This window comes from Rhodobacter capsulatus SB 1003 (assembly GCF_000021865.1).
Lineage (GTDB): Bacteria > Pseudomonadota > Alphaproteobacteria > Rhodobacterales > Rhodobacteraceae > Rhodobacter > Rhodobacter capsulatus_B.
This window is the reverse complement of sequence record NC_014034.1, coordinates 451,903-474,979: the sequence shown is the minus strand read 5'-3', so window position 1 is coordinate 474,979 and position 23,077 is coordinate 451,903. Positions and strand designations below refer to the sequence as shown.

Annotated in this window: 21 protein-coding genes; 14 read left to right on the top strand and 7 right to left on the bottom strand. The window is 66.7% G+C overall.

The genetic code is table 11. The annotated features are described in order from the left end of the window. The first annotated feature begins 158 nt into the window (after positions 1-158). From RCAP_RS02250 to RCAP_RS02240, 3 genes are all read left to right on the top strand, one after another. The gene (locus tag RCAP_RS02250; RefSeq protein WP_013066187.1) at positions 159-2,054 is read left to right on the top strand and encodes a propionyl-CoA synthetase; all 1,896 of its coding nucleotides are present in this window, start codon (positions 159-161) and stop codon (positions 2,052-2,054) included. A 146-nt stretch (positions 2,055-2,200) separates the two neighbouring features. Then, on the top strand, positions 2,201-3,721 hold the full coding sequence (locus RCAP_RS02245; protein WP_013066186.1) for an ATP-binding protein: 1,521 nt from the start codon (positions 2,201-2,203) through the stop codon (positions 3,719-3,721). After that, entirely contained in the window at positions 3,718-5,094 is a 1,377-nt protein-coding gene (locus RCAP_RS02240; RefSeq protein ID WP_013066185.1) for a sigma-54-dependent transcriptional regulator, read from the top strand. The genes RCAP_RS02245 and RCAP_RS02240 overlap by 4 nt, the downstream gene beginning before the upstream one ends. On the opposite strand, the gene RCAP_RS02235 is transcribed toward RCAP_RS02240, so the two are convergent. Continuing rightward, positions 5,091-5,852 carry an NAD kinase gene (locus RCAP_RS02235; protein WP_013066184.1) on the bottom strand — a complete coding sequence of 254 codons (762 nt, stop codon included), beginning with the start codon at positions 5,850-5,852 and terminating at the stop codon, positions 5,091-5,093. The two genes, RCAP_RS02240 and RCAP_RS02235, sit on opposite strands and share 4 nt — an antisense overlap. 195 nt (positions 5,853-6,047) lie before the next feature. On the opposite strand from RCAP_RS02235, the gene glyA reads away from it, so the two are divergent. Further along, the gene (glyA, locus tag RCAP_RS02230) at positions 6,048-7,340 is read left to right on the top strand and encodes a serine hydroxymethyltransferase (RefSeq protein WP_013066183.1); all 1,293 of its coding nucleotides are present in this window, start codon (positions 6,048-6,050) and stop codon (positions 7,338-7,340) included. A gap of 82 nt (positions 7,341-7,422) precedes the next feature. Continuing rightward, positions 7,423-8,205 carry an alpha/beta fold hydrolase gene (locus RCAP_RS02225; RefSeq protein WP_013066182.1) on the top strand — a complete coding sequence of 261 codons (783 nt, stop codon included), beginning with the start codon at positions 7,423-7,425 and terminating at the stop codon, positions 8,203-8,205. Between the two features lie 3 nt (positions 8,206-8,208). On the opposite strand, the gene RCAP_RS02220 is transcribed toward RCAP_RS02225, so the two are convergent. The 3 genes from RCAP_RS02220 to RCAP_RS02210 all read right to left on the bottom strand — a co-directional run bounded on the left by RCAP_RS02220 (position 8,209) and on the right by RCAP_RS02210 (position 9,520). After that, positions 8,209-8,697: a cytochrome b gene (locus tag RCAP_RS02220; protein ID WP_013066181.1), complete on the bottom strand. Its 489-nt coding sequence runs from the start codon at positions 8,695-8,697 to the stop codon at positions 8,209-8,211. A 136-nt stretch (positions 8,698-8,833) separates the two neighbouring features. Next, a complete protein-coding gene (locus RCAP_RS02215; RefSeq protein ID WP_013066180.1) occupies positions 8,834-9,016 on the bottom strand; it encodes a hypothetical protein in 183 nt (60 codons plus the stop codon). Positions 9,017-9,136: 120 nt separating this feature from the next. Next, a complete protein-coding gene (locus tag RCAP_RS02210; RefSeq protein WP_013066179.1) occupies positions 9,137-9,520 on the bottom strand; it encodes a hypothetical protein in 384 nt (127 codons plus the stop codon). A gap of 302 nt (positions 9,521-9,822) precedes the next feature. On the opposite strand from RCAP_RS02210, the gene RCAP_RS02205 reads away from it, so the two are divergent. From RCAP_RS02205 to RCAP_RS02190, 4 genes are all read left to right on the top strand, one after another. Beyond that, the gene (locus tag RCAP_RS02205; RefSeq protein WP_013066178.1) at positions 9,823-10,935 is read left to right on the top strand and encodes an efflux RND transporter periplasmic adaptor subunit; all 1,113 of its coding nucleotides are present in this window, start codon (positions 9,823-9,825) and stop codon (positions 10,933-10,935) included. Between the two features lie 10 nt (positions 10,936-10,945). After that, positions 10,946-14,014 (top strand): efflux RND transporter permease subunit, encoded by a 3,069-nt coding sequence (locus tag RCAP_RS02200; protein WP_013066177.1) that lies wholly within the window; start codon positions 10,946-10,948, stop codon positions 14,012-14,014. A gap of 395 nt (positions 14,015-14,409) precedes the next feature. After that, positions 14,410-15,615, top strand: a complete 1,206-nt coding sequence (locus RCAP_RS02195; protein WP_013066176.1) for an aminopeptidase P family protein — start codon at positions 14,410-14,412, stop codon at positions 15,613-15,615. A 172-nt stretch (positions 15,616-15,787) separates the two neighbouring features. After that, entirely contained in the window at positions 15,788-16,636 is an 849-nt protein-coding gene (locus RCAP_RS02190; RefSeq protein WP_013066175.1) for a L,D-transpeptidase, read from the top strand. 3 nt (positions 16,637-16,639) lie between these two features. Here RCAP_RS02190 and RCAP_RS02185 read toward each other — a convergent pair whose 3' ends face one another. After that, positions 16,640-16,978 (bottom strand): cupin domain-containing protein, encoded by a 339-nt coding sequence (locus RCAP_RS02185; protein ID WP_013066174.1) that lies wholly within the window; start codon positions 16,976-16,978, stop codon positions 16,640-16,642. Between the two features lie 190 nt (positions 16,979-17,168). On the opposite strand from RCAP_RS02185, the gene panB reads away from it, so the two are divergent. Next, entirely contained in the window at positions 17,169-17,993 is an 825-nt protein-coding gene (gene panB / locus RCAP_RS02180; protein ID WP_013066173.1) for a 3-methyl-2-oxobutanoate hydroxymethyltransferase, read from the top strand. Continuing rightward, positions 17,990-18,829: a pantoate--beta-alanine ligase gene (panC, locus tag RCAP_RS02175; protein WP_013066172.1), complete on the top strand. Its 840-nt coding sequence runs from the start codon at positions 17,990-17,992 to the stop codon at positions 18,827-18,829. The genes panB and panC overlap by 4 nt, the downstream gene beginning before the upstream one ends. Before the next feature lie 105 nt (positions 18,830-18,934). On the opposite strand, the gene RCAP_RS02170 is transcribed toward panC, so the two are convergent. Continuing rightward, positions 18,935-19,186 carry a hypothetical protein gene (locus tag RCAP_RS02170; protein ID WP_013066171.1) on the bottom strand — a complete coding sequence of 84 codons (252 nt, stop codon included), beginning with the start codon at positions 19,184-19,186 and terminating at the stop codon, positions 18,935-18,937. 126 nt (positions 19,187-19,312) lie between these two features. Between RCAP_RS02170 and RCAP_RS02165 the strand changes: the two genes are divergently transcribed. The 3 genes from RCAP_RS02165 (at position 19,313) to RCAP_RS02155 (ending at position 20,787) form a co-directional block, all read left to right on the top strand. Beyond that, entirely contained in the window at positions 19,313-20,065 is a 753-nt protein-coding gene (locus RCAP_RS02165) for a M48 family metallopeptidase (protein ID WP_013066170.1), read from the top strand. A 144-nt stretch (positions 20,066-20,209) separates the two neighbouring features. Next, complete coding sequence (locus tag RCAP_RS18250) at positions 20,210-20,527, top strand: DUF6455 family protein (RefSeq protein WP_013066169.1); 318 nt, start codon at positions 20,210-20,212, stop codon at positions 20,525-20,527. Continuing rightward, positions 20,524-20,787 (top strand): DUF6455 family protein, encoded by a 264-nt coding sequence (locus RCAP_RS02155; RefSeq protein ID WP_013066168.1) that lies wholly within the window; start codon positions 20,524-20,526, stop codon positions 20,785-20,787. Before RCAP_RS18250 ends, RCAP_RS02155 begins: the two co-directional genes overlap by 4 nt. 34 nt (positions 20,788-20,821) lie before the next feature. Here the strand turns inward: RCAP_RS02155 and ptsP are convergent, their stop codons facing one another. Further along, positions 20,822-23,068 carry a phosphoenolpyruvate--protein phosphotransferase gene (gene ptsP, locus RCAP_RS02150; RefSeq protein ID WP_013066167.1) on the bottom strand — a complete coding sequence of 749 codons (2,247 nt, stop codon included), beginning with the start codon at positions 23,066-23,068 and terminating at the stop codon, positions 20,822-20,824. Positions 23,069-23,077: the final 9 nt, after the last annotated feature.

Here is a 23,077-nt window from a genome sequence, read left to right as displayed (position 1 = left end):
CGCATCCTTCAAAAATGCACGCCATTTGCAAAAGTTTGCGGCGGAAACCCCGCCGCATTCTGCAAATTTTCGGGCCAACCGCGCAGCTGCGGCGGTAACATTCTTGCACAAACCTTTCCGCCTGCGTAACAAGCTTGCAAGTTTGGAGGAGGAATACCATGGGATACAAGGAAGTCTATTCCGCGTGGCAGGCGGACCCGGAAGGGTTCTGGATGGATGCGGCCAAGGGCATCGACTGGGTGCAAAGCCCCTCCAAGGCCTATTTCGAGCAGGGTCCGGCCGGGGAATGGTTCGCCGATGCGATGGTGAACACCTGCTTCAACGCGGTGGACCGCCATGTTCTGGCCGGTCGCGGCGATCAGATCGCGATCATGCACGAAAGCCCGATCACCCATTCGACCAAGGGCATCACCTACAAGGAACTGCAGGCCCGCGTGTCGAGCCTGGCGGGCGCGCTGCGCATGCGCGGCGTGGAAAAGGGCGACCGTGTCATCATCTACATGCCGATGATCCCCGAGGCGCTGGAAGCGATGCTGGCCTGCGCGCGTCTGGGCGCGATCCATTCGGTCGTCTTTGGCGGCTTCGCGGCGCATGAACTTGCGGTGCGGATCGACGACTGCACGCCGAAAGCGATCATCGCGGCGTCCTGCGGTCTCGAACCGGGCCGCGTCGTGCATTACAAGCCGCTTCTGGATGCCGCCATCGAACAGGCCAGCCACAAGCCCGAGTTCTGCGTCGTCTTCCAGCGCGAACAAGAGGTTGCAAAGCTGGTCGAGGGCCGCGACTTCAGCTGGCACGGGTTCCAGTATGGCGTGAAACCGGCCGAATGCGTCCCGGTCGAGGGCAACCACCCGGCCTATATCCTTTACACCTCGGGCACGACCGGGGCGCCCAAGGGCGTCGTGCGGCCGACCGCGGGCCATCTGGTGGCGCTGAACTGGTCGATGAAGGCGATCTACAACATCGAGGCCGGGGACCGCTTCTGGGCCGCCTCGGACGTGGGTTGGGTCGTCGGCCACAGCTATATCTGCTACGCGCCGCTGCTGGCCGGGGCGACGACCGTGGTCTTTGAAGGCAAGCCCGTGGGCACGCCGCATCCGGGCGTGTTCTGGCGCATCATCCAGAACCACCGCATCAAGTCCTTCTTCACCGCGCCGACCGCGCTGCGGGCGATCCGCCGCGAGGATCCGAACGGCGAATATATCAAGCGCTACAAGCTGCACGAGATGCAGGCGCTGTTCCTTGCGGGCGAACGCGCCGATCCGGAGACGGTGAAATGGGCGCAGGAACATCTGGGCGTGCCGGTGATCGACCACTGGTGGCAGACCGAAACCGGCTGGGCGATTGCGGGCAACCCGCTCGGGATCGAACTTCTGCCGGTCAAGGTCGGCTCGCCGACGAAGCCGATGCCGGGCTATGACGTGCAGGTGCTGGACGAGGGCGGCCATCCGGTCGCGCCGGGCACGCTGGGCGCCATCGCGATCAAGCTGCCCTTGCCGCCCGGCACGCTGCCGACGCTGTGGAATGCCGACGACCGCTTCAAGAAGAGCTACCTGTCGCATTTCCCGGGTTACTATGAAACCGGCGACGCGGGCTATATCGACGAGGACGGCTATGTCTACATCATGGCCCGCACCGATGACGTGATCAACGTCGCGGGGCACCGGCTCTCGACCGGGGCGATGGAAGAGGTGCTGGCCTCGCACAAGGATGTCGCCGAATGCGCCGTCATCGGCGTGGCCGACGAACTCAAGGGCCAGCTGCCGATGGGGTTCCTGTGCCTGACCAAAGGCTGCACCCGCCCGCATGCCGAGGTGATCAAGGAATGCGTGCGGCTGGTGCGCGACCAGATCGGCCCGGTCGCGGCCTTCAAGCTGGCGGTCGTCGTCGACCGGCTGCCGAAGACCCGCTCGGGCAAGATCCTGCGCGGCACGATGGCGAAGATCGCCGACGGGCTCGAGTACAAGATGCCCGCCACGATCGACGACCCGGCGATTCTCGACGAGATCAGCGCGGCGCTGACCGCGATCGGCTACCCCGAAAAGGCGGCCTGACATCGGACCGGCGGGGCCCCCAGCGTGCGGGGCCCCGCTCAAATTCTTGTAAAACGTGTGTTTTTCGGCTTCTTTCGCGTGCCCCGCAGTCTCGGGACTTGATTTGCGACCGCCGGGCGGGAAGATGGGCCGGTCGGGGTATCGTCATGAATGAAATTGGTCTGCCCTCCGATGGCGCCCGCCGCGACGCCTCGGACAACAAGGCTCAGATTGCGCGCATCATGCTGCTTGGGCATGATCTGCGCGCGGCTGTTTCCGACATTCTGGGCGGGCTGCATCTTCTGGCCGACGAGGATCTGAGCCCCGGCATGCGGCTGCAATTCGAACGGATGCGAGCCGCGGGCGAGGACATGGCCCGGCTGATCGAGGAAGGCTTCGAGATCGTCACCGATCAGGCCGTGGGCCCGCTGCGCCAGACCGTGCAGCTGGCGCGGCTGCTTTATGATCTGGAAATGCGCTGGACCGGGCGGGCGCAGGAAAAGGGGCTCGGCTTTCACGTTGCCATGGCGCCCGACGTGCCGGTGCTGGTGCGGCTTGACCGGATCGCGCTGGAACGGGTTCTGTCGAACATGCTGTCGAATGCGGTGAAATACACCGATCAGGGCGCGGTGCGGCTGGCGCTGACGGTCGAGGCCGAGACCCGGCTTCTGTTTTCCGTGCTCGATGACGGGCCGGGCTTCGATCCGGATCTGCGCGGACGGCTGTTCCGGCAGGGGGCGCGGGGCGAGGTTCCGGGCAAGGCGGGCAACGGGCTGGGCCTCTTCATCTCGCGCGACATGGCGCGACGGCTCGAGGGCCGGATCGAGGTCTCGAACCGGGCCGAGGGCGGCGCCTGCGTGGCGCTGTCCTTGCCGCTGGCGGGGCTGATGCCGCCCGAGATGGCGATCGACACCCCCCTGCCCGATCTGAGCCGGATGCGGGTTCTGGTGGCCGAGGACAGCGCGCTCAATCAGGCGGTTCTGGGGCACATGCTGTCGGCGATGGGGGCGCATTGCGACAGTGCCGCCGACGGGGTCGAGGCGCTCGAGATGCTCGACAATGGCAGTTACGATCTGGCGGTGATCGATGCCGAGATGCCGCGGCTCTCCGGGCTTGATCTGATCCGCACCCTGCGCGCCAGCGGCGGGCGGCACAGCGCGATTCCGGTCGTGGTCTGCACCGCCTATGTGCTGCGCGCCAACCGCGAGGCGATCGTCGCCGCCGGGGCGGATGCGATCGTCTCGAAGCCGATGACGGCGATCGAACCGCTGGCCGAGGCGATCACCCAGGCGCTGGAACGGCATGATGGCGAGGGCCACCGGCCCTGCCCGCCGATCGTCGACGAGGCGGTGTTCGAAGCGCTTCTGGGCATCGCCGGTGCGGAGGCGGCACAGGAATTGCTGAGCCGGCTGATCTCTGATCTGAGCCGGGTCGAACGCGGGCTGGTGGCGGGGCTCTCGGCGCCCAATCTGGCCGTCGTGCGGTCGGACAGCCATGTGCTCCTGTCGGTGGCGGGCGCGGTGGGCGCGGTGCGGCTGCAGGAGCTGGCCGAGGAACTCTGCGCCGCCGCCCGCCGCGAAGACACCGTGGCGATGCAGCTGATCGGGCGCGCGGTGCTGACGCAGATCGACCGGCTGATCGCCTATGCCGGGCGCCGCCAGCGCCAGTTCGAAAAGGTCGGCGCATGAACCTGCCGCTGCCGATGCCTGACGGGCCCGACATCCTGCTGGTCGAAGACACCGCCTCGATGCGGACGATCTATGAATCGCACCTGCGCCGCGCGGGCTATCGCACGGTTTCGGCGGGCACCGCGGCCGAGGGGCTGGAGATGTTCCGGGTGCATCCGATCTCGGTGGTGCTGCTGGATCTGATGCTGCCCGACCGCGACGGGCTCGACCTGCTCGTCGATCTGCTGCAGATGCGGCCCGAGACCTCGGTGGTGGTGGTCGCGGCCGAACGCTCGACCGACCGGACGGTGACGGCGATCCGCAGGGGCGCGCTGGATTATCTGGTCAAGCCGGTGACGGAATCGCGGCTGATGGAGGCGGTCGAGGCGGCGCGGCGGGCGGCAAACCTTGCTCATCGGCCGCATTCCGCCGCCGCCCGGGCCCCGCTGCCCGATTTCATCGGCCAGTCCGCGCCGATGCACGAGGTCTATGACCGGATCCGCGCCGCCGCCCGCTCGATGGCGCCGGTCTGCATCTGCGGCGAAAGCGGCACCGGCAAGGAGCTGGCGGCGCTGGCGATCCACCGGCTTTCGGCCCGCGCGCAGGGGCCGTTCATCACCCTCGATTGCGGCGCGATCCCGCCCGACCGGCTGGAATCCGAACTGTTCGGCCATCGCCGCGGCGCTTTCGTCGGCGCGCTGTCGGACCGGCTGGGCGCGGCGGAACTGGCCGATGGCGGGACGCTGTTTCTGGACGGGGTGGGCGAGCTGCACCCGACGCTGCAACCGCGGCTCTTGCGCTTCCTGCAAAGCGGGCTTGTGCATCCCCTGGGCGCCGAAGCCGCGCGGCGGGTGAATTTGCGCATCCTCTCGGCCTCGACCCTGCCTTTGGCAGAGGCGGTGAGGATGGGGCAGCTGCGCGAGGATCTGTTCTACCGGCTGCAGGTGGTGGGGCTGCAGATGCCGCCGCTGCGCCGCCGCGGCGAGGATATCGTGCCCCTGGCCGAAACCTTCCTGGCCCGTTTCGCGGCGATCGAGGGGCGCAGCTTCACCCGGATCACACCCGAGGCGATGGCGCTGCTGCGCGCCTATCCCTGGCCCGGCAATGTGCGGGAACTGTCGAATGTGCTGCGCGCGGTGACGGTGCTGCACGAGGGCGAGGAACTGACCGCGGCAATGCTGCCGCCCGAGCTGGCCAGCCCCGCCCCGTCACGTCCGGGGGCGGGCCTTGCGACGGTCCCCGACCTCTCCGGCCTGACGCTGGCCGAGGTCGAACGCGCGGCGATCGAGGCGGCGCTGACCCGCCACGAGGGCGCCGTGCAAAAGGCTGCCGCCGATCTGGGCGTTTCGCCCTCGACGCTGTATCGCAAGCTCGAAAGCTGGCGCACCGATTAGGCGAATTGTTCCCGCATCAGCCGTTCTTCGAGCCCGTGACCGGGGTCGAACAGGATGCGATGCGTGATCGTCGGTTCCGAGCGGATCTCGACCCAAAGGACGGGCTTGACCGAGCGGCTGTCGGCATCCGCCATCACCGGGCGCTTCGCGGCCTCAAGCACGTCAAAGCGCACCGTGGCGGAACTGGGCAGGATCGCGCCCTGCCAGCGCCGCGGCCGGAACGGTGCAATCGCGGTCAGCGCCAGCACGTCGGACCCGATCGGCAGGATCGGCCCATGCGCGGAATAATTATAGGCGGTCGAGCCCGCGGGCGTCGAGACGATGGCGCCGTCGGAAATCAGCTCCTCCATCCGCACCCGGCCATTGACCGAAATCCGCAGCTTCGCCGCCTGCGGACCGGCGCGCAGAAGCGAGACCTCGTTGATCGCCAGTTCTTCGCGGATCACGCCATCGGCGGTCTTGGCGCGCATCGCCAGCGGGTTGATCAGCGCCTCTTCCGCCGCGGCCAGCCGCTCGGGCAGATCAAAGACGCGGTAATCGTTCATCATGAAGCCGACCGAGCCGCGGTTCATGCCGTAGACCGGCAGCCCCGATCCCGCATGCAGGCATTGCAGCATCATCCCGTCGCCGCCCAAGGCCACGATCACATCGGCCTCGACCAGCGGCGCCTGACCGTAGCGGGCGGCAAGATCTTCCAGCGCCTCCTGGGCGCTGTCGGCCTGCGAGGCCGCGAAATGGATCTTGCTGGGTCGGTTCACGGCCTGCCTCCGGTTCTCCTTGGTGTGACAAGCCGGGGCCGGAATGACAAGCCCGTTCGGTGCCGGACCCCCTTTCCGGCCCGGCCGGTGTCACCGGGGCGTGACGCGCCAAATTGCCCGTTTGTCGCTTTGGGCGCTTTCGGGGCGGGGAATTCTGCGATAAACGGACCACGACCTTTGCCTTTGGAGTTGCCCATGACCGATCAACGCGACGCCGGGTTCTTTACCGAGACCCTTTCCAGCCGTGACCCCGCGCTTTTCGCCGCCATCCGTGGCGAACTTGGCCGCCAGCGCGACGAGATCGAGCTGATCGCCTCGGAAAACATCGTCTCTGCCGCGGTGATGGAAGCGCAGGGCTCGGTGATGACGAACAAATATGCCGAGGGCTATTCGGGCAAGCGCTACTATGGCGGCTGCCAGTTCGTCGATGTCGCCGAAGATCTGGCGATTTCGCGCGCCTGCGAGCTGTTCGGCTGTTCCTTTGCCAACGTGCAGCCGAATTCGGGCAGCCAGGCGAACCAGGGCGTGTTCAACGCGCTTTTGAAACCGGGTGACACCATCCTGGGCATGAACCTTGCCTCGGGCGGGCACCTGACCCATGGCGCGGCGCCGAACCAGTCGGGCAAATGGTTCAACGCCGTGCAATATGGCGTGCGTCAGCAGGATTGCCGGATCGACTACGACGAGGTCGCCCGTCTGGCGAAAGAGCACAATCCGAAGCTGATCATCGCGGGCGGCTCGGCGATTCCGCGGCAGATCGATTTCGCGAAATTCCGCGAGATCGCCGACAGCGTCGGCGCGTATCTGATGGTGGACATGGCCCATTTTGCGGGTCTGGTGGCGGGTGGCGCGCATCCCTCGCCCTTCCCCTTTGCCGATGTGGCGACGACGACCACCCACAAGACCCTGCGCGGTCCGCGCGGCGGCATGATCCTGACGAACAACGAAGAGATCGCGAAAAAGGTCAATTCGGCGATCTTCCCGGGGATTCAGGGCGGGCCGCTGATGCATGTGATCGCCGCCAAGGCCGTGGCCTTTGGCGAAGCGCTGCGCCCCGAGTTCAAGGTCTATGCGCAGCAGGTCATCTCCAACGCGCAGGCGCTGGCCGATGAGCTGATGAAGGGCGGTCTCGATATCGTCACCGGCGGCACCGATACGCACGTCATGCTCGTTGACCTGCGCCCGAAAGGGGTGAAGGGCAACGCCACCGACAAGGCCTTGGGCCGCGCGCATATCACCTGCAACAAGAACGGCATCCCGTTCGACCCGGAAAAGCCCACCGTGACCTCGGGCATCCGTCTGGGCACGCCCGCGGGCACCACCCGCGGCTTCAAGGAAGAAGAATTCCGCCAGATCGCCCGGATGATCATCAAGGTCGTCGACGGGCTGGCCGCGAATGGCGAAGAGGGCAATGACGCCGTCGAGGCCGAAGTCCGGGCGGAAGTCTCGGCGCTTTGTGCGAAATTCCCGCTTTATCCGGCGCTTTGAGCAGGTCATCAGATCGGAAGGGCCCCCGGTTTCGGGGGCCTTTTTCATTGTCCGGGCGCCGTCCGCGCGCTAGATCCGGTCCATGCTGAATTTCACCGCCCATGGCCCCGAGACCGCCCTTCCGCCGCTGCTGATCGCCCCGGGGCTGTTCGGCTCGGGTCGGAACTGGGGCGTGATCGCGAAACGTCTGTCCGCCGGGCGGCGCGTGCTGGCGCTGGATCTGCGCAATCACGGCGACAGTTTCTGGGCGGACAGCCACAGCTACCCCGATCTGGCCGCCGATCTGGCCGCGGTGATCGAAGCGCAGGGCCGGGCTTGCGACGTGATGGGCCATTCGATGGGCGGCAAGGCGGCGATGATGCTTGCGCTGACCCGGCCGGGTCTGGTCGAGCGGCTGGTGGTGGCCGACATGGCCCCGGTGGCTTACGGCCACGGCGCGGCGCATGGCGGGCTGATCGCGGCGATGGAGGCGATGAAGCTCGAGGATCTGACGACGCGAAGCGAAGCCGACCGGCGGCTGGCGGAAACGGTGCAAGACCCGGGCACCCGGGCGTTCCTTCTGCAATCGCTCGAATTGCGCGAGGGGCCGGTGCGCTGGAAGTTCAACCTGCGGGCGCTGGCGGCGAACCTTGCCGCGATCCTCGACTGGCCCGAGCCGCTGCCCGCGGGGGCCAGGCCCTTCCATGGCCCGGCGCTCTTTCTTTACGGCGCGGCCTCGAATTACGTCCGCCCCGAGAGCCACGAAAAAATCCGCGCGCTGTTTCCGCGCGCGGATCTGCACTCTGTGACAGGCGCGGGCCATTGGCTGCATGCCGAGCGCCCGCGCGAGGTGGAAGCGGCGGTGGAAGATTTCCTGCGCCGCTGAGCCTTATTCGGCTTTCATCATCCGGCGGATGATGCCGTTCTTCAGCACGAACTGACCCTTCACCGCACCGGCGACATGGATCAGGATCAACAGCAGCAGCACAAGTTTCAGGACGTTGTGCACGCCCGCCGCCGGGCCGACCAGGCCGAACCAGGCGGTGCCGCCGCTGACCACCATCAGGATCAGCACCAGATACATCGTGTGCTGCACGCCCGAGGCGACCTTGTTCATCACCGGGCTGCCCGAATCAAGCGCCGCGGGCGCGCCGTGGCGCAGGCGCAGCACCAGACGCCAGATCACCAGCGCACAGATCGTCAGGCCGGTCATCACATGGAAGACCACGGCCGGGTTGAAGGGGGTGGGCTCGCTCGACATCCATTTGCCGAAAGCCTCGGCGATGTTCTCGCCCAACAGGAATTGCGGAATGATCAGAACGGCAACCGCCCAGTGCAGCAGGATCTGGGTGCGGCTGTATCCTTGGGAAACGGGCATGGGGACCTCCTGGCGGGTTTCCGGAAATGAAACGGGGCAGGAAAGGCTTGCACAGCCCACCCTGCCCCGCAAGCGGATAGATCAGCGCAGGGGCGGCTCCTTCCCAACCCCGCCCCCGCGCCCGATCTGTCCGGGGTCACGCGTCGTTGATCTTGCCCGCCACGATCCAGGCGACAGGAAGGGCCGCGACAAAGCCGATGACGGCGGCATAGATCATCGTTTTCATGTCATACATGTTCATCGTCAGCGCCACGACGATGAGGACGCCGGCCACGGTCGGGCCGACAAGCGCGTAGATGATGCCGAAAAGGCGGGTCATGGGATCCTCCGGTGCAGCGCGTTCCATGCAAAGGAAGATATGTTTGCAGATGTTCCGGCCTTGATCTGGGTCAGATCGCGCGACGCGGACCGCTTGTCCGGCTGCGACAGGACGCCGCAGTCACGGGCATTTCAGCTGGAACCGCGCCTCCCCGGTGTCGCCGGGCAGCGAGGGCGAGCGATAGATCCCGGCGGCAGGCCCGGCGACCTTGCAGCCCGAGGCCTGTTCGGCCGCAAGGACCATCAGCCCCGGCACCGGCCGACGTTCGGCCCGGGACAGATAGCCAAGCCGGATCACCTCGGCGTTTTCGTTCTTGAGCAGAACCGCGAAACGGATGCCCTGCAGCGTGACATCGTGCCGGGTGGCGCCAAAGAACGGCGGCGCGGCGAGGCGCCGCAGGCCGACAGCAGCACCGCCAGCACCAGCACGAACAGCAGCGGCACCCGAAGCCGCGCGGCGACAGGCCGGGCGCGGCCGCGGCCGCGGCAGGATGACGGGGGGCAATCGGCTCGGACAGCATCGCGACCTCCGGATGGCACCGGTGCAGCCTGTCACATCATGGTTAATCACGCGTTAAGATGCCCCGTTGGGGCAGCGCTTGCGCCGTGGCAGGGGGGCGGTGCGGCGCTGTTTCGGGCGAAACCGGGGCGGCGGGGCAACTGTGCGGAATTGCAGGAATCCTGTGGCTTGTCTTTCGGCTTTTCGCACCACATGTTGAGCCTCGAAAAACCCCGCTCCGAGCGCGTTCGAGCGGGGATGCGTGGCGTTGCGTCGCGCCTGTTCACGTCCCGACTGCGGAGCCGCCCATGATCAAACGTCTGCTCATCGCCATTGTCGCCCTTGTCATCGTGGCGGGGGGCATCATCGGCTACAACCTCTTCGTCGGCAAGATGATCGCCGGCATCTTTGCCAACATGAAGGCCCCGCCGGTCGCCGTTTCGGTGACGCAGGTGGTCGCGGCCGACTGGCAGCCGGGGCTGGAAGCCATCGGCACCGCCGCCGCCGTGCAGGGCACCGATCTGGCGACCGAAGCCGCGGGCATCGTGCGCGAGATCCGCTTTGCCGCGAACGACCGCATCGAAAAGGGTCAGGCGCTGGTGCAGATCGACGACCGTCAGGAGCGCGCCGATCTGGACTCGGCGCGGGCCGCGCTGACGCTGGCCGAAACCGCGCTGACCCGGGCGAAGGAATTGCGGCAAAAGGGCGTGTCGGCGACCTCGGCGCTGGATGAGGCGGAGGCCGCGGCGATCGAGGCCCGCGCCACCGTGGCGAAGCTGGAAGCGACGCTTTCGACCAAGCAGCTGACCGCGCCCTTTGCCGGCACGATCGGGATTCCGCAGATCGAGATCGGCTCCTATGTGGCGGCGGGCACCGTCTTTGCGACGCTGCAGGACCGGTCGCGGATGCGGGTCGATTTCACCCTGACCGAAAGCGAGGCCGCGCTGGTCTCGCCCGGGATGTCGGTCACCGTGACCTCGGAAGTCGGCGATGTCTCGGCCGAGGGCAAGATCACCGGCATCGAGCCGAAGATCGACCCGAATTCGCGGCTGGTGACGCTGCGCGCCGACGTGCCGAACGAGGGTGAAAAGCTGACCCCCGGCCAGTTCCTGCGGGTGCGCGTGGCGCTGCCGGTGGAAAAGGACGTGATCGCGCTGCCGCAGACGGTGGTGTCTTCAAGCCTTTACGGCGACAGCGTCTTTGTCGTGCGCGAGGAAAAGGCCGAAGGATCGGACACGGCCGAGCTGCATGCCCGGCAGGTCTTCATCAAGGTCGGCCGCCATTTCGACGACAAGGTCGAGATCCGCACCGGGCTGCAATCGGGGGATCAGGTGGTGAACGCGGGGCAGAACAAGCTGTCCTCGGGCGCGACGGTCACGATCGACAATTCGCAATCCCTGCCCGGCGTGGGCGGAAACTGAGGGCCGCGGGATGCATTTTTCCGAACTCTTCATCCGCCGCCCCGTCCTGTCGATGGTGCTGGGCGCCTTCATGCTGCTTTTGGGCTTTCAGGCCTTCATGAGCCTGCCGGTGCGGCAATATCCGAAGGTGGACGAGACCGTCGTCACCATCACCACCACCTATCCCGGCGCCGCCCCCGAGCTGATCCAAGGCTTCATCACCGCGCCGATCTCGGCCGCCGTCGCCACGACGGAAAACATCGATTACGTGACCTCGACCTCGATGCCCTCGGTGTCGCAGGTCTCGGTCAACATGAAGCTGGGCGCTGATCCCGACACCGCCCTGACCGAGGTTCTGTCCAAGGTGCAGCAAGTGCGCGGGGAACTTCCCTCCGAGGCCGAGGATCCGGTGATCGTCAAGGGCACCGGGCAGACCTTTGCGCTGATGTATCTGGCGGCGCAGAACCCGAACATGACGACGGAACAGCTGACCGAATATCTGGAACGCGTCGTGCGGCCGCGGATGTCGACGATTTCGGGCGTGGCCGAGATCGAGGTGATCGGCGCGGCGAATTACGCGATGCGGGTCTGGCTGGACCCGATGAAGCTGGCGGCGCGGGGGGTGACGGCCTCCGAGGTGCTGGCGGCGATCAAGGCCTCGAACTATCTGGCAGCGCCCGGCAAGACCGAAAACGATTATGTCGCGAAATCGATCACGCTGAAATCGACGCTGCAGACCCCCGAGGCCTTCGGCGCCCTGCCGATCCGGGCCGAGGGCGATGCGGTGGTGCGGCTGCGCGATGTGGCGGCGGTGGAACTCGCCTCGGATGACAGCGGCGAGATCGTCACCTTCAACGGCGCGCGGGGGACCTTCATCGGCCTGTCGCAGACGCCTTCGGCGAACCCGCTTGATACCGCCGCCGCGGTGCGGGCAGAGCTGCCGAAGATCGCCGAAACCCTGCCCGAGGGGATGACGATCGAGCTGGTCTATGACACCACCGAACAGATCTCCGCCTCGATCACCGAAGTGTTCAAGACCATCGCCGAGGCCGTCGCCATCGTCGTCGTGGTGATTTTGCTCTTCCTCGGCTCGATCCGCTCGGTGGCGATGCCGATCGTCACCATTCCGCTCTCGCTCGTCGGCGTGATGGCGGTGCTGCTGGCGCTGGGCTATTCGATCAACCTTCTGACGCTGCTTGCCATGGTGCTGGCGATCGGGCTGGTGGTCGATGACGCGATCGTCGTGGTCGAGAACATCCACCGCCACATGGAGGAGGGGATGAAACCGATCCCCGCCGCCGTGCAGGGGATGAAGGAGATCACCGGCGCCGTCGTCGCGATGACGATCACGCTGGCCGCCGTTCTTTCGCCGCTCGCCTTTACCGGGGGCGTGACGGGGGCGCTGTTTCGCGAATTCGCCTTCACCCTTGCGGGGTCGGTGATCCTGTCGGGGGTGATCGCGCTGACGATCACGCCGATGATGTCGGGCCGGATCCTGAAAGAGGGGCACGCCACCGGCTTTGCCGCCTTCGTCGACCGCACCTTCGAGCGCTTTGCCGGGTTTTACGAACGCCGCGTCGCGGGGTCGCTGAAATACCGGCCGGTGACGCTGCTGGTCGTGGTGGTGCTGGTGGGCACGATGGGCTTCATGTTCCTGCGCACCGCGACCGAACTGGCCCCCGACGAGGATCAGGGCGCGGTGATCGCCATGGTGCAGGCGCCGCGCTATGCGACGGCCGATTACACCGCGCATTACATCGACCAGCTGGGGCAGGCCACCAAGGACATCTCCGAGGTCCGCACCGCCTTTTCGATCGCCGGTTTCGGCGGCTCGGACAGCATGGGGATCTATATCTGGGCGCTCGACAAATGGGCGGACCGCGACCGCTCGCAAGAACAGGTGCAAAAGGACATTCAGGCCGCGATCGACGCCTCGACCGGCATGGAGGGCTTCGCCTTTGCCCCCCCCACCCTGCCGGGCGCGGGCGGCGGGCTGCCGATTTCGGTGGTGGTGCAGTCGATCTACGGGCCGGACCGGGTGGCCGAAGTGGCCGAGGAAATCCGGCAAAAGGCGCAAGCGACGCACAAGTTCATCTTCGTGCAGAACTCGCTTTCGTTCGACGCGCCCGAGGTCCGGGTGACGATCGACCGCGACCGGGCGGCGGCGCTGAACGTGCCGATCTCGGACATCGGCTCGACGCTGGGCCTGCTGGTCGGCGGCGGGGCGGTGGCGCAGTTCGACCGCGATTCCAACAGCTATGACATCATTCTGCAGGTGCCCCAGGACTACCGCGGCAATCCCGAGGATCTGGGCCGCTATTTCGTCCGCGCGGCGAGCGGCGAGATGGTGCCGCTGTCTTCCGTGGTGAAGATCGAGACCGGCTCGATGGCCTCGAAGGTGGAGCAGTTCAACCAGCTGAACTCGGCGACGATTTCGGCGCTGCCGATCCCCGGGCAATCCTCGGGCGACGGGCTGGCGGCGATCATCCAGATCGCCAACGAGGTGATGCCCGAGGGCTTCTTCCTCGATTATTCCGGCCAGTCGCGGCTGGAACAGACCCAGGGCAACACGCTGATGATCGCCTTTGCCGCGGCGGTTCTGGTGATCTATCTGGTGCTGGCCGCGCAGTTCGAGAGCTTCCGCGACCCGTTCATCATCCTGATGTCGGTGCCGCTGACGATCTTCGGCGCGGTGCTGCCGCTGAACCTGGGGCTTGGGACGCTGAACATCTATTCCCAGGTGGGGATGATCACGCTGATCGGGCTGATCACCAAGCACGGCATCCTGATGGTGGAATTCGCCAACCAGCAGCGCGAGCATCACGGGCTGAACCGGCAGGACGCGATCGTTCTGGCGGCGAAGACCCGGCTGCGGCCGATCCTGATGACCACCGCCGCGATGGCGCTGGCCGTGGTGCCGCTGGTGATCGCCGATGGCGCGGGCGCCGCCGCCCGCGAGGCGATGGGGATCGTGATGTTCTCGGGCCTGTTGATCGGGACGATGTTCACGCTCTTCGTCGTGCCGATGTTCTACACCTTCATCGCGCCGTCGGATGCCGCGATGAAGGCGGCCGAGGAAAAACGGCTGGCGGCGGGCTGATCCCGCCGCGAGATCGGGCCGCGGCACGTGACGCGGCCCTGCGCGGGACATCTGCAGCAAGACCCGCCGGGGCCCAAAGGCCCCCGGCCAGCGCCCGCCCCGCCCATGGCGGGCGCTTCTCGCCCGCCGGGCCGGGCGCCGGCCTCTGTCACGCTTGAGGACACGGTCGCGGAACAGCCGTTGCGCCGACGGGCGGGGAAAAACGGTGCTTTTCCTGATCCGCCCGAACCCGGCACATCGCCGCCCCTTGCCAGCGGCTTTCCCCTTTGGCATGCTTCCCCAGAGCCGTGGCGATGGCGTCGCCACCGGGCATGGCCCGATGCTTGCGGGGGTGCCCCCGCTTACGTCCTGAACGCCGGGATCTTTCGGGGTCCCACGGGCCCAAAGGACAGATCATGCAAAGACCCGAATTCTACACCTGCGAAAACGGCCCCAAGGCGGCGCTGCCCTTCGCGGCCGAGGAATACGAGACCCGCCTGGCGGGCCTGCGCGACATCATGGAGCTGCACAGCCTCGACGCCGTGCTGCTGACCTCGATGCACACCATCGCCTATTACTCGGGCTTTCTTTACTGCAGCTTCGGCCGCCCCTACGGGCTGGTGGTGACGCGCGACCGCTCCGTGGTGATCTCGGCCGGGATCGACGCCGGGCAGCCCTGGCGGCGCTGCCATGGCGAAAGCCTGACCTATACCGACTGGGCGCGCGACAATTACTGGCGCGCCGTCGTCCATGTCATAGGCACCGGCAAGGCGGTCGGCTGCGAGGCCGATCACCTGACGATGCTGAATGCGGAAAAGTTCAGCCATTTCCTGAAACCGAAACGCGGCCTCGACATCGCCCCCGCGACGATGACGCAACGGCTGGTGAAATCCGAGGCCGAGATCGCCCTGATCACCCACGGCGCCGCGGTGGCCGATGTCGGCGGCTTTGCGATCCGCGACACGATCAAGGAAGGGATTCGCGAGATCGACGTGGCGATGGCGGGCCGCGACGCGATGGAGGCGGAAATCGCCAGGCGCTTCCCCGAGGCCGAATATCGCGACACCTGGGTCTGGTTCCAGTCCGGGCTGAACACCGACGGCGCGCACAATCCGGTGACCGGGCGGGTGCTGAAACGCGGTGACATTCTCAGCCTGAACTGCTTCCCGATGATCTCGGGCTATTACACCGCGCTCGAACGCACGATGTTTCTGGGCGAGGTCGATCCGGCCAGCCTGAAGATCTGGGAGGCGAACGTGGCCGCGCATGACTACGGCATGTCGCTTCTGGTGCCGGGCGCCGTCTGCTCCGAGGTGACGCAGAAGATCAACGCCTTCTTCGCAGAGCGCGACCTGCTGCAGTATCGCACCTTCGGTTATGGCCATTCCTTCGGCGTGCTGTCGCATTACTACGGTCGCGAGGCGGGGCTGGAGCTGCGCGAGGACATCGACACCGTTCTGGAACCCGGCATGGTGATTTCGATGGAGCCGATGCTGACCCTGCCCGAGGGCCTGCCCGGCGCGGGCGGCTACCGCGAACACGACATTCTGGTGATCGGCGAAACCGGCGCCGAGGACATCACCAAATATCCCTATGGCCCCGGCTTCAACGTCGTCGGATGACCCCGGCGGGGGCGGCAGAGGCCGCCCCTTTCGCCACAGCCAGCGGAAATTTCACGGTTTTTGCGATCACAACCACGCGAGGGCTTGACCTTGGGGCACCACCACCCCCTGATCGACGCTCATGTTCTCCGCACCAGCGGGGATTCGCTCATTTCTCGACAGGTGCTGCCCCGTGTCCCGTCTTCCGCTTGCCTTCCGTGCCCCGCTTGCGGGCTGTCTCACCCTTGCGCTGCTGGCGGGCTGCGCCGCCGATCCCAAGGCCGCGAATGCGCCCGCGCTGCGGGGGGTGCCACCCGAATATCAGGCCCGTCCCGACGGCGAACGCGTCGTGCCTGCGGTGAACCCGGTCTATCTGACCGAACGCAACCGCCGCCGCTGGGTCGAATATGCGGGCCCCGAGGGCAAGGACACGATCGTCATCGATCCCTATGCGCGGGTGCTTTACCACGTCGTCGAACCGGGCAAGGCGATGCGCTTCGGCATTGCCGTGGGCAAGGCGGGCCGGGGCTTCTCGGGCGCGGCGGTGGTGGGCCGCAAGGAAATCTACCCGTCCTGGCAACCCACAGCGCGGATGGTCCGCGCCGATCCCGCGCTTTACGGACCGCTCGCGGGCGGGCTCGACGGCGGGCTGGACAACCCGCTTGGCGCGCGGGCGCTCTATCTTTACCGCAACGGCCGCGACACCTATTACCGCATCCATGGCACGATGGACCCAAGCTCGATCGGCAAGGCCACTTCGGCGGGCTGCATCCGGCTGTTCAACCAGGACATCATCGACATGTTCGACGAGGCGCCGCTGGGAACGCGGGTCAAGGTCCGCAGCCTGGCCGAAAGCCTGGAGCTGGAAGGGCCGATGCACGAGCTGCACACCGGCTATGTCGTGCCCGAGGCCGAGGTCGAGCTGATCGCCGCCGATGAGGCCGCCTGGGCCGCCGGTCAGATCACCGATCCGGCGGTGCTGGAAGCGCAGCAGCACGCCGCCGCGGTCGAGGCGGCACGGAAGGCCGGGGCCGCGAACTGATCCCTAGCGGATCAGGATCACATAATCCTTGCGGGTGGTTTCGATCACCCGCCAGATCCCCTGAAAGCCCGGCCGGATCAGGAACGCATCCCCCGGGCCGACCTCCAGCCGCGTGCCCGCGGCGCCCTCGATCACCGAGCGGCCCGCCAGAATGCGGCAATATTCCCATTCGTCATAACACACCCGCCAGGCGCCCGGCGTGCTTTCCCAAATGCCGCAATAAAGGCCCGCCTCCTCCTCGGCGGTCCAGTTGCGGTGCACGGGATCGCCTTCGATCAGACGTGCGGGGTCGGGACGGGTGATTTCCGGATCGCCGACGGGCGTCAGACGTTCGATCAGCATGAAAGCGGCCTTCGCGGTTGAGAGGACAAAGCCGGGGCCTTGCCCCGGACCCCAGGATATTTCCGGCAAGATGAAAGCGAAAGCCGGGCTGCGACGAAAGACGCGGCGGCGGTTGCTGCGTCGCGGCGTTGTCACTTTGCATTTACCGAACGGAAAGGGTAGGAAACCCGCAAGGGAGAGGGAGGGAAGCATGAGCGCGACCGCAAGCCTGAAACGGCTGATGCCTTCGGATATTCTGGCGCTGAAGGGCAAGGCGCCGGTGGTGGTTCTGACCGCCTATACGACACCCGTCGCGCGGCTGGCCGATCCGGCCTGCGACGTGCTGCTGGTCGGCGATTCGGTGGGGATGGTGCTGCATGGCCTGCCCTCGACGCTGGGCGTGACGATGGAGATGATGATCCTGCACGGCCGGGCGGTGATGCGGGGGTCTGACCGCGCGCTCGTCGTCATCGACATGCCCTTTGGCAGCTACGAGGAAGGGCCGGAACAGGCCTTCCGCAATGCCGCGCGGATCATGGCGGAAAGCGGCGCGGGCGCGGTGAAGCTCGAGGGCGGCGTGCACATGGCCGAGACCATCGCCTTTCTGGTGGCGCGCGGCATTCCGGTGATGGCGCATATCGGTCTGACGCCGCAATCGGTGAACACCTTGGGCGGCTACAAGGTGCAGGGCCGCGGCGCGGATGGTGACCGGCTGAATGCCGATGCGCTGGCGGTGACCGAGGCCGGGGCGTTTTCGGTGGTGCTGGAAAAGGTGCCCGCAGAGCTGGCGGGCGAGATTTCGGCGATGATCGCGATTCCGACGATCGGCATCGGCGCCGGGGTCGATTGCGACGGTCAGGTGCTGGTGATCGACGACATGCTGGGGCTGTTCACCGATTTCCGGCCGAAATTCGTCAAGCGCTATGCGGAACTGGGCCGCACCGCCGCCGAGGCCGTCGCCGCCTATGCCGCCGAGGTCCGCAGCCGGGCCTTTCCGGCCCCGGAGTTTTCCTTCTTCGACGAGGTGAAGAAATGACGCAAGTGATCCGCACCTCGGCCGAACTGCGCGAGAAGGTGGCGACCTGGAAACGCTCGGGCATGCTGGTCGGTGTCGTGCCGACGATGGGGGCGCTGCATGACGGCCATCTGTCGCTGGTGCGCGAGGCCCGCAAGCAATCCGACCGGGTGATCGTGACGATCTTCGTCAACCCGATGCAGTTCAACAACAAGGACGATCTGGAGAAATACCCGCGCGACGAGGATCACGATCTGGCGCTGCTCGAGGCCGAGGGGGTGGATGTGCTTTTCGCCCCCGGCGTGCACGAGGTCTACCCGGACGGCTTCGCCACCGTGGTTGCGGTCTCGGGCGTGTCCGAACCGCTCGAAGGCGCCTTCCGCCCCGGCCATTTCGAGGGCGTGGCGACGGTGGTGATGAAGCTGTTCGGCATGACCCAGGCGGGCCGCGCCTTCTTTGGCGAGAAGGACTGGCAGCAGGTGCAGGTGGTCAAGCGCATGGTCGAAGACCTGAACGTGCCGATCCGCATCATCCCCTGCCCCACGATCCGCGAAGAGGACGGTCTGGCGATGTCCTCGCGCAATGTGCGGCTGAGCCCCGAACACCGCGCGCTGGCGCCGCGGCTGCATGCGGAGATGCAGGCGGCGGCGGCGGCGATCCGGGCCGGGGCCCCGGTGACGGCGACGCTTGAGGCCGCGAAGGCCGCGATCGGCGCAGCGGGTTTCGGTGCCTGGGATTACCTGGATCTGCGCAGCGCCGAGGGGCTGCGGCCGATCACCGAACTGTCGGAACCGGCGCGGATTCTGGCCGCCGTCCATCTGGGCGACGTGCGGCTGATCGACAATATCGCGGTGTGACCAAGCCGGGGGCGCTGCCCCCGGACCCCCGGCGTATTTGGACCAGGAAAAACCGCATCGTTTCTTCTTGGCAAAAATACGCCCCTCGCGCGGGTGCGGCCGGGATCAGGCCTTCGTTCTGGATTGCAACCGATAGACGCCTTCGGGCAGATCGAGGGCGGCGGCCAGTTCGCGCAGCTGCGCATGCGAAAACACCACCCGCACCACGGTTTCGGTGGTCTCGTCCATCTGCTCGACCACCACGCAATCCTCGAAGGACTGGATGGTGATGTCTTCCTGCAGATAGTCGCGCGGATCGTCGCCCTCGTCGACGAGGGTGATCACGGTGGCGTCGAATTCGTGCTCGATGGTGAACATGGCGCAATGCTAGCGCGGCGGGCGCGGCACGAAAAGGGCAAACATTTCGGTGATCTGGCCGAAGGTGATTGCACCCGCGGGCAGCGCCGTTACTATTGCGGCACATTTGTTCCGGGCCTGCGATCCATGCCGCGCCGCTTCCTTGTCCTTCTTGCCGTGCCGCTGGCGCTGGCCGCCTGTGACGCCCCGCAGTCCGGGGCCGGTCGCGCATCCCTGCCGCGGCCGAAGCCGCCGGTGGTGACGGTGGAAACCGGCCCCGATGCCCGGACCGCCGCGGCGAACTTTCTGGCCGTCGCGCAGGACATGGAACCGCGGATCGAAAGCGAATGTCTGGCGCGCTCGCACGGGCGGCGCAATTGCGACTATCAGGTGATGGTCGATGAACGCCCCGAGCCGCAGCCGAACGCCTTTCAGACCCTTGATGACCGCGGCCGGCCGATCGTCGCCTTCAACCTGGCGCTGATCGCCGAGGCCCGCAACCGCGACGAGCTGGCCTTTGTCATGGGCCACGAGGCGGCGCATTACATTCTGGGGCATCTGGAGCAGAAGACCTCGGACGCGTCCAAGGGGGCGCTGATTCTGGGGGCCTTGGCGGCGGCTTCGGGGGCGGATGCCGATGGCGTCGCGCAGGCACGCGATTTCGGCGCGGAAATGGGCGCGCGCGCCTATTCGAAGGATTACGAATTGCAGGCCGATGCGCTGGGCACGGTGATCGCCTGGAATGCGGGCTATGACCCGGAACGCGGGGCGCTGTTCTTCACCCGCCTGCCCGATCCCGGGCACAGCTTCCTTGGCACCCATCCGGCCAATGGCGAGCGCATCGCCGTCGTGCACCGGGTCACCGCGGCGCTGCGCCGGGGCACTTTCCGCGGTTTTTGATCCGCAGCCTGCCCAATTCCCCGGCATATCCGATTGCGCGAGCGCGAACACCGGGCGCCTCGCGCAAAGATTGATCTGAATCATGGCAATTCGACACCTGCGGCAGATGATTTGTACGACCCTGCCCGGAACAAGGAATTGCTTATGCACGGACGGAAGACCCTGAATCGGCATGCCGCCCTGATGAACCGCATGGCGCAGACGCTCGGCGTCAATCTGACCGAGATGATGCTGCAAGGAAAGCTGGGCGGCGACGACTGGCGCGCGGCGGTGGTGCGCTGCTCCGATTGTCCGGAGCCGACCGACTGCCTGCACTGGCTCTCGGAGCATGACGGCGAGAACGGGCACGCGACCGCCGCGGCCGAGGCGCCGGACTATTGCACCAATCGCGAGATGATGGCCCGCCTGCGGGCGGCGCTGGCCACGGATCAGGTTCTTGCAGACGCCGAGGGAGAGAAATGATGGGCATTCAGGGCAACATCGATCTGTATTTCTGGATCGCCCGCGGCATGGGCCGCCGGATGGGGGTGAACGTCACCGAGGCGATGCACGAGGGGCTGCTGACGCAGGCGGATTTCGCGCAGATGATCAACCGCTGCCGCTGCTGCACCGGGGCAGAGGGCTGCCTGGCCTATCTGTCGGAACATTCCGAGGAACGCGGCTCGGCGCCGGACTGGTGCGGCAACGGCACCGTGCTGCGCGAAATCGGCGCGATGGTCTGAGCCCCGCGCCGCAGCGTCTCAGCCCTGCAACGTCTCAGCCCTGCAACCCGGCCAGATAGGCGGTGACCGCGGGGCGGACCGTCTGCACGCCGCCCGCACGCGCGGCGTCGATCGCCGCTTTCAGCTCGGTCAGATCGGCGCGGCGCAACAGATGCTTGACCGGCCCGATCGAGGCCGGGCGCATCGACAGCTTGCGGATGCCAAGGGCGGCGAAGGTCAGCGCCTCGATCGGGCGGCCCGCATCCTCGCCGCAGAAACTGAGCGCGGTGTCGCTGGCGGCGCAGCGGGCGATGATCTGCTCGATGAAGCCCAGGAAGCTGACATCCAGCGTGTCATAGCGGCGCCGCACGCGTTCGTTTTCGCGGTCGGCGGCAAAGAAGAACTGCTTCAGGTCGTTGCCGCCGATCGAGATGAAATCGCAACCGGCAAAGAAACTGTCGGGCGCAAAGGCGAGCGACGGCGTTTCCAGCATCGCCCCCACCCGCAGGTCCGACGGCACCGGGCGGCCCAAGGTCGCCTCGCGGTCGATTTCGCGCAAAAGCGTGGCTTTCGCGGCGTTGAATTCGTCGGGCGTGGCGACAAAGGGGAACATCACCGACAAGGGCCGCCCCTCGGACGCGCGGATCAGCGCCTGCAGCTGCATCCGCAGCACGCCGGGCTTGTCAAGGCCAAGCCGGATCGCCCGCCAGCCCATCGCGGGGTTCGGCTCCTCTTGCGGCTTCATGTAGGGCAGCACCTTGTCCGAGCCGATGTCGAGGGTGCGGAACTGCACCTTGGCGCCCTGCGCCGCATCGATCACCCGCTTGTAAAGCGCCGCCAGTTCCCCCCGCCGCGGCACGCGCGAGCGGATCAGGAATTGCAATTCGGTGCGAAACAGCCCGACGCCATCGGCGCCCGAGCCCTTGAGCGAGGGCAGATCCGCCATCAGCCCGGCATTCATCATCAGGCTGACCCGGTTGCCCGCCCGGTCCACCGCGGGCTGGTTGCGCAGATCGGCATAGCGTTTCTGCGCCTCGGCCTGCATCGCGATCTTGTCGCGGAAGGCGGCGGCCACGGTTTCCTCGGGGCGCAGGTGCACGATGCCCTGATCGCCATCGACCAGAATCGGATCGCCGTTCAGCGCCTCGTTGGTGATTCGCGCCGCATGGATCACCAGCGGAATCGCCAGCGCCCGGGCCACGATGGCGGCATGGCTGCCGACCGAGCCCTCTTCCAGCACCACACCCTTGAGCTTGCGGCCGTAATCCAGCAATTCGGCCGGGCCGATGTTGCGCGCCACCAGCACCGGGTTTTCCGGCAGTTCCGCCCCGGTGTCCTTGCCCTGCCCGGTCAGAAGCCGCAACAGCCGGTTCGACAGGTCGTCCAGATCATGCAGCCGTTCGCGCAGATAGGCGTCGGTCGATTGTTCCAGCCGTGCCCGCGCCGTCGATTGCTCCTTTTCCACCGCCGCTTCGGCGGAGAGGCCAAGGTCGATGTCCTCGCTCATCCGGCGGACCCAGCCGCGCGAATGGGCCAGCATCTTGTAGGCTTCCAGAACCTGCCGCTGTTCCTTGTCCATGCTGGCCGAGCCGATCAGCATGTCGTCGATCTGCGCCTGCAGCGTCGAGACCGCCTCGTCAAGCCGGGCCTTTTCCGCATCCGGATCATCGCCGACCGGGTTGGTCACCACGACGCGCGGTTCATGCAGCCAGACCCGGCCCTCGGCCGCGCCCTCCTGCCCGGTCGAGCCGCGGAACATCACGGGGAAGCGATGCGCCGCGCCGATGCCGCCCTGATCGCCGGTAAAGGCGCCCAGTTCGGTCATTTCCGCCAGCACCATCGCAACGACTTCCAGCCCGTAGACCTCGTCGTCGGAGAACAGCCGCGCCTCGCGCGATTGCACGACCAGCACGCCCAGCTTCTCGCCGACGCGCTGGATCGGCACGCCAAGGAAGCTTGAGTAAATCTCTTCGCCGGTTTCCGGCATGTAGCGGAAACCCGGTTCGGCGGGGGCATTGGCGGTATTGGCGGGCTGGCCGGTGCGGGCGACGCGGCCCACCAGCCCCTCGCCCAGCCGCATCCGGGTCTTGTGCACCGCCTCGGGGTTCAGCCCCTCGGTGGCGCAAAGTTCCAGCGTTTCCGGGTCGCGGAACAGATAGATCGAGCAGACCTGCGTCCGCATCGAATGGGCGATCAGATGGGTGATCCGATCCAGCCGGTCCTGTCCGTCGCCGGGGGTGGCCAAAGTATCGCGCAACCGGCGCAACAGCGTGCGGCTGTCACTTTCGCTGCGATCCACCATGGCCTGAGC

Bases quoted from the DNA above. Each gene is read 5' to 3' on its own strand.
- RCAP_RS02185 (WP_013066174.1), bottom strand. From the start codon at position 16,978: ATGCTGATCGAACGTCTGACGCCCGTCGGCGATCCGGAAATCACCCGT.
- RCAP_RS02165 (WP_013066170.1), top strand. From the start codon at position 19,313: ATGCCGCGCCGCTTCCTTGTCCTTCTTGCCGTGCCGCTGGCGCTGGCC.
- RCAP_RS02240 (WP_013066185.1), top strand. From the start codon at position 3,718: ATGAACCTGCCGCTGCCGATGCCTGACGGGCCCGACATCCTGCTGGTC.
- RCAP_RS02200 (WP_013066177.1), top strand. From the start codon at position 10,946: ATGCATTTTTCCGAACTCTTCATCCGCCGCCCCGTCCTGTCGATGGTG.
- RCAP_RS02205 (WP_013066178.1), top strand. From the start codon at position 9,823: ATGATCAAACGTCTGCTCATCGCCATTGTCGCCCTTGTCATCGTGGCG.
- RCAP_RS02195 (WP_013066176.1), top strand. From the start codon at position 14,410: ATGCAAAGACCCGAATTCTACACCTGCGAAAACGGCCCCAAGGCGGCG.
- glyA (WP_013066183.1), top strand. From the start codon at position 6,048: ATGACCGATCAACGCGACGCCGGGTTCTTTACCGAGACCCTTTCCAGC.
- ptsP (WP_013066167.1), bottom strand. From the start codon at position 23,068: ATGGTGGATCGCAGCGAAAGTGACAGCCGCACGCTGTTGCGCCGGTTG.
- RCAP_RS02170 (WP_013066171.1), bottom strand. From the start codon at position 19,186: ATGTTCACCATCGAGCACGAATTCGACGCCACCGTGATCACCCTCGTC.
- RCAP_RS18250 (WP_013066169.1), top strand. From the start codon at position 20,210: ATGCACGGACGGAAGACCCTGAATCGGCATGCCGCCCTGATGAACCGC.
- panB (WP_013066173.1), top strand. From the start codon at position 17,169: ATGAGCGCGACCGCAAGCCTGAAACGGCTGATGCCTTCGGATATTCTG.
- RCAP_RS02155 (WP_013066168.1), top strand. From the start codon at position 20,524: ATGATGGGCATTCAGGGCAACATCGATCTGTATTTCTGGATCGCCCGC.
- RCAP_RS02250 (WP_013066187.1), top strand. From the start codon at position 159: ATGGGATACAAGGAAGTCTATTCCGCGTGGCAGGCGGACCCGGAAGGG.
- RCAP_RS02215 (WP_013066180.1), bottom strand. From the start codon at position 9,016: ATGACCCGCCTTTTCGGCATCATCTACGCGCTTGTCGGCCCGACCGTG.
- RCAP_RS02245 (WP_013066186.1), top strand. From the start codon at position 2,201: ATGAATGAAATTGGTCTGCCCTCCGATGGCGCCCGCCGCGACGCCTCG.
- RCAP_RS02225 (WP_013066182.1), top strand. From the start codon at position 7,423: ATGCTGAATTTCACCGCCCATGGCCCCGAGACCGCCCTTCCGCCGCTG.
- RCAP_RS02220 (WP_013066181.1), bottom strand. From the start codon at position 8,697: ATGCCCGTTTCCCAAGGATACAGCCGCACCCAGATCCTGCTGCACTGG.
- panC (WP_013066172.1), top strand. From the start codon at position 17,990: ATGACGCAAGTGATCCGCACCTCGGCCGAACTGCGCGAGAAGGTGGCG.